Origin of the sequence: Chitinophaga vietnamensis (assembly GCF_902167635.1) — a bacterium.
Lineage (GTDB): Bacteria > Bacteroidota > Bacteroidia > Chitinophagales > Chitinophagaceae > Chitinophaga > Chitinophaga vietnamensis.
On the sequence record NZ_CABHMS010000002.1, the window covers coordinates 968,578 to 985,082 of the forward strand.

Sequence of the window (16,505 nt, forward strand, 5' to 3'; positions counted from 1 at the left end):
TCAATGCACATGAGAAATTATACTTTTTCTGTTCTGTTAAAAAGCGCCTGGCTCGCCAGCCTGTTACTGATGCTGGTAGGCCGGCTATCGGCACAATCGGATATCAGGATAGGGAACGACACCTCGGGCAACAGCTCCACCAGTTATCCTTGTCCCTTACAGGATTACTACGAAGGAAACCGGGCACAGTACCTGATCCTGGCTTCCGAACTCAGAGCCGCCGGTATGAACACCGGCGTGATCAGCGGCATCAGGTTCTTCGTCAAGAACCTCAATGGCGCCGATACGCTCGAACAATACGCCATCAAAATTGGCAGCACCACCGCCACCACACTGGATGCCAACTCCTGGCTGAGTGGCGCCACCAACGTGTTTGGGCCCGTAGACTACGGCCTCAAAGCCGGTAACAACTCCTTCACGTTCTCTACTCCCTTCTTCTGGAACGGGACAGATAACCTCGTAGTAGAAGTGTGTGACGGCTCACCCAACTCTACTAACGGCGACTACTATACGTATAACGCCGAAGTGCCTTATACCACCGGCCTTTCGTTCAATGCATCCCATACCTACCGCGCAGATAACCAGGATAACCTCTGCGGCACCACCAGTACCACCAACTACGGCAGCATGACCACCCGGCCCAATATGATACTGGTGTGGACCGCTGCCGCGCCCTGTACCGGCATGCCCACTGCCGGCACCGCAACTGCTAACATGACCACCGTGTGCCTCAATGCACCTTTTACGGTCACGCTCAGCGGCACTACGGTGGCCTCGGCATTGTCGTATCAATGGCAACGCTCCACCGACAATGTCAACTGGACCAATATGCCCAACGATACGGCCAATGTGCTTACCAGTACGCAAAGCGTTACTTCTTACTACCGTTGTAAGGTCACCTGTGGTACCTCCGGCGCATCGGCCTTTTCCAACAGTGTGTCCGTCACATCGCCGGCCCTGATCTCCGGTACCTTTACCATCAACAGGGCGCAACCTACGGGCGGTACCAACTTCAAATCTTTCAACGACGCCTATAGTTATATCAAATGTGGTATCAACGGCGCCGTTACATTCAATGTAGTGGCGGGCAGCGGGCCATATAACGAACAGCTGGCGCTCCAGCCAGTTCCGGGCGCCTCCGCTACCAACACCATTACCTTTAACGGTAACGGTGATACGTTGATGTTCAACTGTACGTCCACCAACCGCGCTGTAATTAAAATAGATGATGGTGACTACTTCACTTTCAAAAACCTGGTGATCAAACCGCTGGGTACCGGTAGCAGCGGCTATGGATGGGGCGTGCATCTCATCAACGATGCAGATTATAACAACATCGTTAATTGTAAGATACTGCTCGATTCCACTTCTACCGCTACCAACTATGCCGGTGTTGTGATCAGCAGCTCTACCACTTCGCCCACCAGCACCGGCGATGCCAAGTGCGATTTCAACACCTTCGATGGCAATACCATCAATGGCGGCTACTATGGCGTGGTGATGGCAGGCAGTATCAACTTTGCCAATGGTAATAACAAGATCATCAACAACAGCATTACCAACTTCTACAACTATGGTATCTATATAAATGGTTCCTTCAATGCCCTCCTGGAAAATAACCTCATCAGCAGACCTACGAGGGCCAGCGTCAGTACTTTCTATGGTATCTATTTTACCAGTCTGAGTACCAAGGCAAATATCACCCGCAACAGGATCTTCAATCCTTTCGGTGGCAGTCCTAACAGTACCAGCGCTGCATATGGCATCTATTTCAGCAGTACGCGCGCTTTGTCGCAGCTGGAGAATGTGGTGAGCAATAACCTCATCTATAATTTTACAGGTAAGGGAGATGTTTATGGTATCTACAATTCCAGCTCCGACAACGTTTGGTATTATCACAATACTATCGCGATAGACGGGGTGGGCAGCAGTTCTACAGCCTATACTGCGCGTGGTTTTTATCAAACCACGAAAGCAGACGGTATTGAGTTCCTGAATAACCTGATCGCAGTAACCCGCGATGGTGGCGGCGCTAAGTATGCCATCTACCTGGGCACTACTACCAGCACCATCCACTCTAATTTCAATGACCTGTATGTTGCATCTGCCACTGGCAGCAACTATGCCGGTTACTATAACGCCAACAGGCCCAGTTTGCTCGACTTCCAGACGGCGGCGCAGCAGGATACCAATTCGGTAGCCTCCAATCCCTTGTTTGTAAGCGTGGCTACCGGCAATTACCAGCCAGCCAATGCCTCTATCGACAATAAAGGCACGCCGGTAGGTATCACTACAGATATCAACAATGCCGCGCGCAGCGCTACCACGCCGGATATCGGCGCCTATGAATTTACGCCTGGTCCTTGTGTAACGCCGCCTACGCCCGGCAATGCGCATGTAAACATCACGCCGGTGTGCGTGAACCGGAAAGTGGCGCTGACGCTGTCGGACAACAGCATTGGCCTCGGACAAACCTATCAATGGCAATGGTCCGCTACAGCTACCGGCACTTATGCCAATATCGGCGGCGTGCTCACCAACCCGGATACCGCAATAACGGCTACGGCTACACGCTATTACCGCGTGGCAGTAACCTGTAGCGGCAATACGGCCTATTCAGCGCCGGTATTGCTTACCGTAACGCCGGCTTTCCCGGGTGGTACCTATACTATCAACAAGGCACAGCCTACCGGCGGCGCCAACTTCGTGAGCTTCAATGCTGCCAAGGCGGCCATGGAGTGCGGTATCGCAGGGCCTGTGGTATTCAACGTAGTACCTGGCTCCGGCCCTTACCTGGAACAGCTGACCCTCGATTCTATTGCGGGCGCTTCTGCGATCAATACCATCACCTTTAACGGTAACGGCAATACGATCAAGTTTGCACCTTCCGATGGCAATGAAAGAGCCGTGATCAAGCTGAGAAGCGCAGATCATGTTACCTTCGACAGCCTCACCATCAACGCTACCGGCGGCGCCTACGGCTATGGCGTACAACTCTGGAATAATGCCGACAGCAATACCATCAGCAGGTGTAACATTCTCACCGATGCTACCAGCTCTTATTCAGATTACAATGGTATCGTGGTGAACGGGGGAGATGGCAGCGCCACTACTTCCACCGCCAATCTCTGCGATGGCAACGTGTTCCGTGGCAACAGCATCACCGGTGGTTATTATGGCATCGTTATTTACGCGGATGGTAATAGTCCTGCTACCGGCAACAGCATCCTCAATAACAAGGTGCTGGATTTCTATGCAGATGGTATTGACCTGAACAGTACGGTAAACACTGTGATAGATCATAACGATATTTCACGCCCCACCCGTAACAATGAAAGCTATTATCTCTATGCGATAGAGATAGGAGGAAAAGGCGATGGCATCACGGTAAGCAATAACCGCATCCATAATCTCTATGGCGGGCATCTGAGCAGCACTTCCAGCACTTACGCACTGGAGTTCTCCTATGCCAGCGCTACTGCCGCAGCGCCTGCGCGCGTATTTAATAACATCGTTTACGATATCCGCAGCGCGTCTTATATCTATGGTTTCAGCAACTATAGCTCGGCCAATGTGCAGTATGCGCATAATACGATCGTGCTGGATGATAGCAAGAATACTTCCAACAGCACTACTTCCGGCTTCCTGCAATCCGGTAATGTGGGTGGTATCACTTTCTACGATAACATCGTGGCGGTGACCAGGGCTGGTGGCGGAGATCGTGTCGGTCTCTCCTTGTCTACCAACAGCACCATCCTCTCTGATTATAACGATATCTTCGTGAAGAGCAGCAGTAACAGGGCTTACACGGGCCGTTTGGGTATCAACTCCATCACCCTGGCCGACTGGCGCGCTGCTACCAAACTGGATAGCAATTCCATCGCTGTAGAGCCGGTGTTTGCAGATCCTGCCAATGGCAACTACGCTCCGGTGATCTCTCCGCTGGATAATACCGGTCATCCCGCAGGTGTGGCGAAAGATATACTGGGTGTCACGAGAAGCGCTACCACACCGGATATGGGCGCTTATGAAGTGGACATCCCCAATTGTACCAAACCCGTGATCCCGGGTACCGCCACCGTGAGCCCGAATACGTCGGTGTGCATGGGCTCACAGATTACGCTGGACCTCAGCGGCAATAGCAAAGGCGGCACACAAACCTATACCTGGCAACGTGCAGCCAGCGCCAGCGGCCCATGGGACAATGCCAGCGAGGCGCAGTATGTAAGCCTCTTCTATACAGAGCTGGGCGCGAAGAAATACTACCGCTGCATGGTGATCTGCGGCGGCACTGATACTGCCTATTCTACGGTAGTAATGGCCAACCAGAACCCGCCGCTGCTGGCAGGTACCTACACCATCAATCCTGCGCTGCCCGCCAGCACCACCAACTTCCAGTCGTTCGCCAGTGCGGTGGCCAAACTGGAATGCGGCATCGCCGGCGCCGTTACCTTCCTGGCGGCCAATGGCACCTACAATGAACAGGTTACCATGCACCACATTCCTGGCGCTTCCGATACCAGCCGCGTTACTTTCCGTAGCGCCGCAGATACGGCGTCGGCGGTAACGCTGGCCTGGAAAGGATCTTCAGCCGCTAACTATGTACTGTTGCTCGACAGCGCAGACTATATTAGCTGGAGAACCATCACCTTCCAGCCGCTGGATACCATTTATGCTAGCGGCGTGGTGTTCAACAAAGGCGCTTCTTACGACAGCGTGATCAATTGTACCGTGAAGATGCCAGTTACCCTGAGAACAGGCACGAACATGAGCGGCGTATATGCGTCTACGTTAACCGGCGTGAAAAACGTGGTGAAAGGCAATACCATCCTCAATGGTACCAATGGTATCTATATGAGCGGTTCCTATAGCCAGTCGGTACGCGCAATGGCGCTGGATAGCAATACCATCACGGGTCCGCATGATTATGGTATCTACGCCTATTATGCAACCCGTCCGTTCCTGAACAAGAACAGCATCTCGCTGTCTGGCAACCTCGCCACTTCGGCATATGGTATCTATCTGTCTAATTGTGATTCGCTGTTTACGGTTACACGTAACAAAGTGAAGGCCGGCAATACCGCTTCAAAAGTAGAAGGTATCTATCTCTACTATGTTGGCGCGCAAGGCCAGAAAGGCGTGGCCAACGGAAATGAAATATACCTGAGAGGCGGCCTCACAGGAAACGTGTATGGCCTGCATCTCTACCAGGTATCCTTTGCAGCCGTAGTGAATAACGTGATCAGCGTACAAACCACTGGCAACAATGCATACGGCCTGTACAGTGAAAGCAGTAACAATATCAATTACTACAACAACAGTGTGCTCAACAGCGCTACCAGCACCGGCAATAACTATGCGGCTTATTTCTCGCATACCTATTCTGGTTATGGTAATATCAAGATCAAGAATAACATCTTCGCGTCAGATACCAGCGGCCGTGCGATGTACATTGCCATGCCGGATTATCTGAAGAGCGATTACAACACCCTCTATACCAAAGGGACGGTGTTGGTAAGCCAGAATGCAGGACCGGCGGGCAATTTCGCCACCTTGCAGGATTATCGCAATGCCGATACGCTGGATATTAATTCCATCGTGTACAAACCGGCATTCGTGAGCGCTAACGACCTGCACCCCGATATTGCCGCACCGGATGTTTGGGCGATCCATGGCCGTGGCGTGCAGATAGAAGGGAACGACAAAGACCTCAATGGCGACAGCCGTCCTACCACGCTGAAAGCCGGCGTACCGGATATGGGCGCCTATGAGTTCCTGCCCAGCTCCGTGCCGCCTGTGCTGCCTGCCTTCCCGGCAACGCCTGCCCCTGGCGTAACGCAGCGGTTCATGTTCGGTACGGATACCGTGAGCAAGATCACCTGGAACCCCGGTACTACCGTGCCTTCCGATATCAAGGTAAGGCGCTACTCCGGCGTGAAACCGCCGAACCTGGCCACTGGCGCCGATTTCATGTACTTCTATGTAGATGTGGACGCTACGCCATCTTCCGCAATTTATAATTTTAACATCCAGCAATTCTATGTGGATTCCTGGCAGGGTTATATCAAACGTCAGCGTGATATCCGCCTGGGCAGGACCGACAGCCTGAACACCTGGCATGTTGACTCTACCAGCAAGGTGAATGAGATCGCCAATGTGATCACCGACAGCACCCTGCATTATCTCTACAAATTCACCGGCCTCAATGGCGGCGATAGCAGCAGGCAGCTGTTGCAACCTTCCGACAGTTCCAACCGTGGCACGCGCTTCTGGGTGGGTTATGGCCACCACCAGTTCTTTGCGCAGGACAACTCGCAACAAATGGTGCTGTACCTCAATGCACAGGATTCTGCCAATGTAACGGTGCGTATCAATGGTACTACCTGGGAGAGGATTTATCATATCCCGGCGCATACTACCATTACCACCGAGATCATACCGAAGACCGGTTTGAACGATGCCCGTTTGACCGAAGAAGGATTATCAGATAAGGGTATCAGCATTGAAAGTGACGTGCCCATCGTGGCCTATACGCACATCTATGGCAGCGCCTCTTCCGGCGCCACCATGCTGCTGCCGGTAGGTACCTACGGTTACGACTATAGTACCTTGGGATCACGCCAGTACTATGGTTCCAACAATTGCTATTCCTGGTTCTATGTAGTGGCAGATTATGATGATACGAAAGTAGAGATCACGCCTTCTGTGCCTACGCTCGGCGGCAAGCCTGCCAATGTGCCTTTCACCGTTACCCTTAACAAAGGAGAGGTGTACCAGGTGCTCGGCGCTATGCAGCCCGATGGCAATGAAGGCTATGATATCTCCGGCAGCCATGTCCGCGCCGTGCTCAACGATGCCGGCAAATGCTATCCCATGGCGGTGTTCAGCGGCAGCAGCCGTACCGCATTAGGTTGCGGCGGCAGTTTGGGTAGCTCCGGCGATAATGCGATCCAGCAGAACTTCCCGTCGCAGGCCTGGGGCCGCAAATACCTCACCGCGCCCACTTCCAACAGTACTGCGGCCAACAGCCTGATGACGAATATTTACCGCGTGCTGGTAAAAGATCCTACGGTACCAGTGAAAAAGAATGGTACGGCATTGACCGGCTTGATCAACAACCGCTTCTATCAATTTGAAAGCAATACCGGCGATGTGATCGAATCTGATGCACCGGTGATGGTGGCGCAGTTCATGTCTTCCGAGGGTGATTGCCCCGGCACCAATGGTTTGGGCGATCCTGAAATGATCTACCTCAGCCCGATAGAGCAGGGCGTCAAATCAGTAGGACTGTACCGCACTACGCTGGAAGCGATCACGATCAACTATCTCACCCTGATCGTGCCTACCGGCGGCGTAAGCTCCCTGATGATCGATGGCAGCAATACCTTCGACTACACCTATCCGCATCCTAACGCAAACGGATATACGATTGTAGTGAAGAGATGGTCTGCTTCCAGGGCACAGTGTAATGTTACCTGCGATTCTGCCTTTACCGCCACTACCTATGGCCTTGGCAGCGTGGAAAGTTATGGTTACAACGCGGGCACGCTCGTGAAGAACCTCAACATCCTGCCTTCGTTCAACAACGTGTTGAACACCACCGGCAGCGTCAACACCTACACTTGTGCCAAAACGCCTTTCCGTTTCTCCCTGATGATACAGGTGAAACCTGTTACGCTGACCTGGAAGTTCAGCGAAGTGGCCGACCTCGCACCCAGAACAGATGTGTTGCAGAACAACCCTGTGCCAGTGGATTCTGTGGTGGTGAACGGACGTACCTACTACCGCTTTGAGCTGAAGGCCGATTACATTTTCGCCAAACCGGGCATGTACTATGTGCCCATCCAGATCACGCATCCGGATATTGAAAGTTGCAGTAACTCCTTTGAGAGCATCCTGCCGGTGAAAGTGATCCCGGCGCCGGTGGTGGACTACACCGTGAGCTACAGCGGCTGTCTTAACGACCAGGCTACCTTCAAAGGCAGCGCCACCACCAGCAATGGCGCTGGCATCAACAGCTGGCGTTGGGACTTCTCCGACACCACTTACAGCAGCGCCAAAGATACTGTGAAAACGTTCCACCGTCCGGGCATACACAATGTGAAACTGGGCATCGTAGCGGCCGAAGGCTGTATCGGTGATACCACCAAGCCTGTAGAAGTGTACGACCCTGCTACCGCCGCGCTGGTGAAAGATTCCATGACCGTATGTAACGGCACCGATGTAACGTTCACCGTAAAAGACCCGCAGCCCGGCGTGCTGTACAACTGGTACGACGCTGCCAACGGCGGCAACCTGCTTCATACCGGTAACGACTATACGATTTCCGCGATCACTGCCAGCGGCACTTATTATGTGGAAGCCATCACGCATGGCTGTCCGGGCCCTGCCCGCGCCAAAGCCCTGGTGCATGTGCTGCCGGTGCTGGTGAAACCAGTGGTAACGGTAGACAGTACAGGCGTGAACCTCATCCGCTTCAAATGGTCGCCGGTACCTAATGCCACCGGATACGAAGTATCCATAGACGGCGGTTTGAACTGGACTGCGCCATCCGGCGGAAGGGAAGGCCTCGAACACGTAGTGACCGGCCTGCAACCTGTACAGAGCGTGAAGCTGCTTGTAAAAGCCAAAGGCTGCGAAGATAAAATATCCGACCCGGCAGAAGGAAAGACGCTGCCGGATGGTATCTACATCCCGAACACCTTCACTCCTAACAACGATGGCAAAAACGATGTGCTGCTGGTATATGGCTACATCATCCAGCAAATGCATATCGCCATCTTCGACCAGTGGGGCGAAAAAGTGTTCGAGTCCAACAACCAGCAAAGAGGATGGGATGGCACTTACAAAGGCAAGGCGCTGCCTTCCGGCGTGTACATCTATGTATGTCACCTCACCCTCAAAGATGGCAGTACCGTGGAAAAGAAAGGAGTGATCAACCTTATACGATAAGTGATATGAAACATTTTCTCTTGATAATAACCGCAGGTGTAATGCTGCACGTGGCTTCGGCCCGTGCAGCCGCACACTGCCCCCGGCAAGGGATTGACAGCCTGCTGAACCGCCAGCGGATCTACGTATATCCGAACCCGGTAGCCACCGCGCTGAAGGTAGAAACGGTGAAGCTCATCAAAGAGATGGCCATCTTTTCTGCCGAAGGGCGCCTTGTAAAACAACAGGGCAGGAGTGGTAACAACAGCCTGTTGCCCGTGCCCGAATTGCCGCACGGGGCCTACATCCTGCGGATCGTCTTTGAAGATGGCACCCGTGCCTCGAAGATGATCATCAAACAATAATCCTGTCAACCAGCAAAATTGAACAAGATGTTAACCAGCATATTATCACAGGCCTTTTGCCTTGCTGCACGCAAGGGCAAACCTGTAATATCCTTGTTAGTGTTGCAGTTCGTAGCCCTGTATGGATTCGCCCAGAATCTTTCCAACAAAGGGAAAGATTTCTGGGTGGGCTACGGACACCACCAGTTTATGGAGATGGGGGGAGATAACAGCCAGAACATGATCCTGTACCTGAGCGCGGAACAGGCGGCCACCGTAACGGTAACCATCAATGGTACCGCATGGACCCGCACCTATAATATCCCCGCCAATACGGTGATCGCCTCTGACCTGATACCCAAAGCTGGCGCCTTTGATGCTCGCCTGTATTCACTGCCGCCTTCTTATGGCGGCACCGGTGGGGAAGGCGTTTTCACCAACAAGGCCATACACATACAAAGCAATGTGCCCATCGTGGCCTATGCGCACATCTATGGCAGCGCCTCTTCCGGCGCCACCATGCTCATGCCCGAAGAAACATGGGGTTATTCTTACATCTCAGTGAACAGCCAGCAGAACTATTCCGATAACTGTTTCAACTGGATGTACGTGATCGCCAACCAGGACAATACCGTGATAGAGATCACGCCATCCGTGCTTTCCCGCAACGGGCGCGTGCCGGGCGTGCCATTCACGGCTACGCTCAACAGGGGCCAGATCTACCAGCTGGTAGGCGGTTCCCTCGGCGGCGGCAAGGGCCGCGAGCTGACGGGCACCACTATTAAATCGATCGCCAACAGCGCCGGGCAATGCTATCCCGTAGCGGTGTTCAGCGGCAGCAGCCGCACCTCTATCACCTGCAATGGCAGCGGCAGCAGCGGCGATAACGATATACAACAGGTGTTCCCCTTCCAGGCATGGGGCAAGCGTTACCTGACAGCGCCCTTCTCGCAGGATTTTACGCCATCTACTTTTCAATACAGTATTTACAAGATCGTGGTGAAAGACAGGACTACTAACGTTAAGAAGAATGGGGTCCTGATACCACAGGCAAGTATGAATCCCGCGGGATATTATGAGTATGTCAGCAATACGGCGGATTATATAGAATCTGATAAACCCGTGCTGGTGGCGCAATACATGTCGTCGTCAGGGGCATGCGGCAATACTAACTCACTCGGCGATCCGGAGATGGTCTATCTCAGCCCGATCGAGCAATCCATCAAGCGCGTAGGCTTCTACCGTAATAACCGCGAGTTTATCACTGTTAATTATCTCACGCTCATCATCCCGCAGAAGGGACTGGGTTCTTTGAAGATAGATAATTCGGCACTCTATGATTATGCTTACGATCATCCCAATTTACCCGGCTATAAAGTGGTGATCAAGAAATGGGATGCCGCGCCCGCGCAATGCGTGGTGACAAGCGATTCGGCCTTTACAGCGGTTACCTATGGCATGGGTAGCGTGGAGAGCTATGGCTATAATGCCGGTACGCTCATCAACAACCTCAATGCAGTAGGAGCGATCCATAATACTTATGATACTTCAAAATCTGTCAATGACTTTACCTGTACAAATACGCCGGTAGAGCTGTCGATATTGATGGCTTACCAACCCACTAAAATGGTTTGGCAGCTCAGCAAGCTGGGAGCGGCCGTAACGCCTAATGCAGATGTGACCGTGAATGCACCGGTAACTACCGGCGCAGTAGTGGTGAACGGCATTCAGTATTACAAATATACGCTGCCCGGTACTTACACATTTGCCAACACCGGTAACTACGATCTCACGGTGATGTCTACCCATCCGAGTATAGAGAACTGTACCAACACCGAAAAGGTAGGTTATACCATTGCCGTGAAAGGCAAGCCCGGCGCGCATATGAACTATGCCTATACCGGATGTACGCTGGACACTGTTTATTTTAAAGGAGATACTTCGAACAAAGAAGCAGTGATAGACAGATGGAAATGGGAATTCCCCGGCGCCGTGAAAGACAGTGGGGTAGCGGTGAAGAAAGTGTTCCCTGCCGGTACCGCCGCAGTAAGGCTTACCGTGATTTCGAAAGAAGGTTGCGTAGGAGATACCGCCTTTAACGTAACGGCCTTCCCCAAGCCGGTAGCGGCTTTCACAGCCGATCAGGCTTCGCTTTGCCAGGGAGGTACCGTTACTTTTACAGATAATGCTACTTACGGCGGCACATCGCCTATCAAATCCTGGTACTGGAATTTCGGCAACGACTCTGTGCTCAATGCCACTACCAATACAGGCCCGAAGATGCAGTATCCGCAACGCCAGGGCTATACGGTGAAACATGTGGTAAAGGTGAGCGACCTTTGCATCAGCGATACCGTGAGCTTGCCGATAACCGTGTATGCCACGCCCCATGCGGATTTCAGCTTCCCGGCCAATTGCCTCCCGGTAACTGGCGCCGTACAATTTACCAGCACCGCTACCGTGCCGGATGCGCAAACTTTCACCACGCATGCCTGGAACTTCGGAGATGCCAATGCCACGCCGGCCAATCCTAATACCGCATCTACCCAGAACCCTGCGCACAACTATCCTTCACCGGGGTCGTATGCCATCAAGTATTCCGTTACTACCGATAAAGGCTGTACGAAAGATACTACCATCACGGCTAACTTCAAGCTGCAACCGTCTTTGGCCTTTGCCGCACTCACAGGCGTATGCGTGAACGTTACCGGCAGCATCAAAGTAGATAAAGCCAGTTTGTTGAATGGCGTAGCAGGCAAAGGCTACTACCGCGGTCCTGCAACAGATTCCAGCGGCAATTTCAAACCCGCCGCCGCGGGCGCCGGTACACATACTATCTGGTATGTTTATAAAACAGATAGCGGCTGCGCAGATTCCGTATCTACTAGCATCGTGGTGTATCCCAAGCCGGTAGCGGCATTCAACGCTACTGCCTCCATCTGCCTCGGACAGACGGTAAATGTAAACGATCAATCTACCGGTACCATCAGCAGCTGGCAATGGGATCTTGGCAATGGTACACAGGCCACCAACACCAATAATAACCCGTTCACGATCACATATGCAAAGGATTCTACGTACAAAGTGAGCCTCGTAGCCATAAGCGACCACCAATGTACCAGCGATACGGCTACCGCCAGCGTAGCCGTACATCCTTTGCCTGTAGCGGATTTCAAACTGCCCGCAACGGTTTGTATGCCCGATGGCAGCGCACAGTTCACCAACCTCTCCACCACCAAGGACGCATCGGCCCTCAGCTACCAGTGGAGCTTCGGCGATGGCAAACCAGGCCTCAGCGATAAAGACCCGCTGTACCACTACCAGGCCTATGGTCCTTTCGATGTGAAACTGACGGTGACTACCGCCAACGGCTGTACGAATTTTACCACTAAAACGCTCAGCGCCTTCTTTGGCCAGCCGGTAGCGGCTTTCAAGGTAAGGCCCGACACGCTCTGCCAGGGGACCGACAATGTGTTCACCGACCAGAGCACCGATGCCACCAGCGCTATTAACAGCTGGACCTGGACCTTCGGCGATGGCAGCAGCTCCACACAACAAAACCCGGTGAAGAAGTATACCGCGCCAGGCGAATACGCCGTGCAACTGGTAGTGACCAACAAAGCCGGCTGCGGCTCTGCGGCCTTTAACAGCAAAGTGATCGTGTACTTGCAACCCGTGATAGATGCCGGTCCTTCGTTCGTAGTGCCACAAGGCACCGTGATACACTTCCAGCCGCTGGCCAATGATTCGGTGAACCTCAGCTTCCGTTGGGAACCGGCGGCCGACTTCCCCAACCCGAGGATATTGTCGCCCGTGATCACCGCCATGCACGACCAGCAATACACGCTCACCGCCATTGGTAAGCATAACTGTACCGCCAGCGATGTGATGTCTGTGAAAGTGTTGAAACCCGTATCGCCGCCCAACGCCTTCTCACCGAATGGCGACGGCATCAACGATACCTGGGTGATCCGCAACCTGAGCGATTATCCCGGCAGCACGGTAGAAGTGTTCAACCGTTATGGCCAGCGCGTATTCCGCTCCGATGGCTACGAAACGCCCTGGGATGGCTCCTTCAAAGGGAATATCCTGCCCACCGGCACTTACTATTATGTCATCAAGCTGAAGAACGGCTTCCCGCCAATCACCGGCTATGTGGCAATCATCCGATAAAATCCATCATTCACATAAAATATACTGCGTAAATGAGAACCAATATTGCTGCACTGCTCCTGACGCTGATCGCCACCTTTGCCGGTTCCCGGCTGATGGCGCAGGCCGATCCGCACTTCTCCCAGTACTACGTATATCCGTCATGGTTAAACCCTGCCCTCACCGGCGCCTTCGACGGAGACTACCGCGTGGCGGCCATCTACCGCACCCAATGGGGAAATATCAGCCCGTTTAAAACGTATGGCATCGCCGCGGAAGTGCCTACACAAAAGAACATCCACTTCGGCGCCAGCGTATTAAACCAGGCCGCCGGCGATGGCGGATATAACTATACTACCGGTTATGCCAGCGCCGCTTACACCGGCGTGAAGCTCGATGCCCGTCACTATCATCAGCTGGTGTTCGGCCTCCAGCTGGGGTTTATGCAACGCCGCTTTGATCCGTCCAAGTTCACCTTCGGCGAACAATGGAATCCTGTTACCGGCTACAATCCCGGCAATCCCATTACCGACGGGCTCACACGCAGCTCCGCCGCTTCCTTCGATGCCGGCGCCGGCGCGCTGTATTACGATGCTACGCCGGGTAAGTCGTATAACATCTACGGCGGATTCTCCGTGATGCACCTCACCAGGCCCACCGATCAGTTCAGTCCCAGCGGCGATGCCCGCTTCCCTATGCGCTTCAATGTGCATGGCGGCGTGAAACTAACGTTGTCGGATATACTGAGCATCACGCCCAACTTCCTGTTCATGCAACAGGGATCGGCACAGGAGAAGATGATCGGCGCCTATGGCCAGCTCAATGCCGCCACCGGCACCGATGTGATGCTGGGCCTCAACTACCGCGTCAATGATGCCTTCGCCACCCATGCCGGCTTCATCTACAAGAATATGATGCTCGGCGTGAGCTACGATATCAATACTTCCGACCTCGCCCGCATGGCGCATGGTTCCAACAGCTTTGAGATATCGCTCACCTTCATCGGCCGGAAACGTGTAAGAACGCCGGAAGTGGAATTTGTTTGTCCAAGATTGTAATCAACCCCTTAACATCAGCTCATGAAAAAAATATTTTTAACTTCCGCTGTATTGCTGGCTGCTACTATATCTTACGCGCAGTTCACCTACGATTACCTGCGCGCGGCAGACCAGTACTACCGTAACGAAGACTATAACTCTGCGGCGCAGTACTACGAAAAATACCTGGGCTCCCGCAGCAAAACGCTGCGTCCCGAAGGCTATAAGCCTTATGCCGCCATCGGGCCGGAGAAGAAAAAAGCCACGCCTGCCAGCAATGAACAGCAGGCCGTTTACAAGCTCGCCGAAAGCTACCGTAATCTGCATAATTACCAGAAGGCTGCACCCTACTATGAATCCGTGCTGGAATTTGGCAAGAACAGTTTCCCGCTGGCGCCTTACTACTACGCTGTTTCGCTGCGTGCATTAGGTAAATATGAAGATGCCGCCAAAGCCTTCCGCAATTTCCTGGACAGCTATACGGCGGTAGACCGCTACAGCCGCGCGGCTACACAGGAAGTACGTAACCTGGACTTTATCATCGCGCAGCTTGCGCGTAAAGACCAGGACCAGTACCAGTTGCGCAAAGCGCCGCCGGCCCTCAACACCACCGGCGCCAGTTATGCGCCGGTATGGGCTTCCGGCAATGCGTTGCTGTTCACCTCCACGCGGCCGGATAGCTCCTTCCATAAAAATCATACTTACATCAACCGCCTATACACCGCGGACTATGCCGATGGCCAGGCCAGCAACATACAGCTGCTCGCGATGGCGCAGCCCGAAGCGCTGCACCAGGGCGCTGCCTGCCTTTCGCCGGATGGACAGCTGCTTTACCTCACCCGTTGGCATATCGATCACGGCCACAAAATTTCCAGTATCTGGTATGCGCGTAAAAATAATAACCAGTGGAGCGCGCCGGTGCAGCTGGATGCGATCGTGAATGCGCCCGGCGCTAACGCCCAGCAGCCTTTTGTATTGCCCGATGGTAAAACATTGGTGTACGCGAGCGACCGGCCCGGCGGTTTTGGCGGTTTCGATCTCTGGTACGCTACATTGGACGATGACGGCAAACCCTTGAGCAGCGCCAATCTCGGCGAGGTGATCAATACGCCCGATAATGAGCAGGCGCCTTATTATCATGCCGCCACGCATACCCTGGTGTTCTCTACCGATGGCCGTACCGGCATGGGCGGCTATGATTTCTTTGCCAGCAAGGGCAACGTAGGCAACTGGCAGGAACCGCTGAACCTCGGCTATCCCGTGAATTCCATCAAAGACGATATCTATTTCGCCAGTCGCAGTAACAACCGCAACCTGCTGGATGATGTATTGATCGGCACCGACCGTGCCGCAGAGTGCTGCCTGGAACTGTTCTTCCTGCATAAGGTGCGGCCGCCGCGCCAGCTCAGCGGCATGGTGGTGGCTTGCGATAACAATACGCCCGTTTCCGGCGCGGCCGTGCAGATCATCGATACGGTGCACAATAAGGTGATTGCTACGCGGAGTACAGGGAGCGATGGTAAATATGATTTTACAGTAGATGAATACCTGCCCCTGAAAGCCATTGCTAACGCCGACGGCTATACGGCAAATACCCAACAGATCGCCGTGCCTGAAAATGAAGATACCGCCGCTATCGCCGCGCCGGTGCTCTGTTTGGTGAGGATCGTTGCGCCGCCGTCGCCGGTAGTATTGGAAAATGTATACTACGATTTCGATGTAGCGACGCTGAAAGAGGAATCTTTCGCTTCGCTGGATAAACTAGTACAGCTGCTCAACGAGCATCCAACGATGGAGATAGAATTGAGCGCGCATACCGACAGCAAAGGTACGCCCAGGCATAACCAGCGCCTGTCGGAGGCCCGCGCTAAAAGTTGTGTGGACTATCTCGTGAGCAAGGGCATCGACCCGAAACGCTTGTCGTACAAAGGTTACGGCGCAACGCAGCCGGTGGCGCCCAACACTTTGCCTGACGGCAGCGATAACCCGGAAGGGCGTCAGCAAAACAGGAGAACGGCGTTCACGATCCTGAAACAGTAAA

The 16,505-nt window shown here is 53.5% G+C and carries 5 protein-coding genes; all 5 read left to right on the top strand.

The features are described 5' to 3' along the window. Nucleotides 1-9: 9 nt before the first annotated feature. From FPG75_RS08015 to FPG75_RS08035, 5 genes are read left to right on the top strand one after another with little or no spacing between them, the layout of a single operon-like run. Nucleotides 10-8,952 (top strand): Ig-like domain-containing protein, encoded by an 8,943-nt coding sequence (locus tag FPG75_RS08015; protein ID WP_161596723.1) that lies wholly within the window; start codon nucleotides 10-12, stop codon nucleotides 8,950-8,952. A gap of 5 nt (nucleotides 8,953-8,957) precedes the next feature. Then, nucleotides 8,958-9,296 (top strand): T9SS type A sorting domain-containing protein, encoded by a 339-nt coding sequence (locus FPG75_RS08020; RefSeq protein ID WP_161596724.1) that lies wholly within the window; start codon nucleotides 8,958-8,960, stop codon nucleotides 9,294-9,296. A gap of 27 nt (nucleotides 9,297-9,323) precedes the next feature. Next, nucleotides 9,324-13,448, top strand: a complete 4,125-nt coding sequence (locus FPG75_RS08025) for a PKD domain-containing protein (protein ID WP_143306241.1) — start codon at nucleotides 9,324-9,326, stop codon at nucleotides 13,446-13,448. A gap of 32 nt (nucleotides 13,449-13,480) precedes the next feature. Next, nucleotides 13,481-14,485 (top strand): PorP/SprF family type IX secretion system membrane protein, encoded by a 1,005-nt coding sequence (locus FPG75_RS08030; protein WP_143306242.1) that lies wholly within the window; start codon nucleotides 13,481-13,483, stop codon nucleotides 14,483-14,485. Between the two features lie 21 nt (nucleotides 14,486-14,506). Next, nucleotides 14,507-16,504, top strand: coding sequence for an OmpA family protein (locus FPG75_RS08035; RefSeq protein WP_143306243.1), 1,998 nt, complete (start codon nucleotides 14,507-14,509; stop codon nucleotides 16,502-16,504). Nucleotide 16,505: the final 1 nt, after the last annotated feature.

Bases quoted from the DNA above. Each gene is read 5' to 3' on its own strand.
- FPG75_RS08015 (WP_161596723.1), top strand. From the start codon at position 10: ATGAGAAATTATACTTTTTCTGTTCTGTTAAAAAGCGCCTGGCTCGCC.
- FPG75_RS08020 (WP_161596724.1), top strand. From the start codon at position 8,958: ATGAAACATTTTCTCTTGATAATAACCGCAGGTGTAATGCTGCACGTG.
- FPG75_RS08025 (WP_143306241.1), top strand. From the start codon at position 9,324: ATGTTAACCAGCATATTATCACAGGCCTTTTGCCTTGCTGCACGCAAG.
- FPG75_RS08030 (WP_143306242.1), top strand. From the start codon at position 13,481: ATGAGAACCAATATTGCTGCACTGCTCCTGACGCTGATCGCCACCTTT.
- FPG75_RS08035 (WP_143306243.1), top strand. From the start codon at position 14,507: ATGAAAAAAATATTTTTAACTTCCGCTGTATTGCTGGCTGCTACTATA.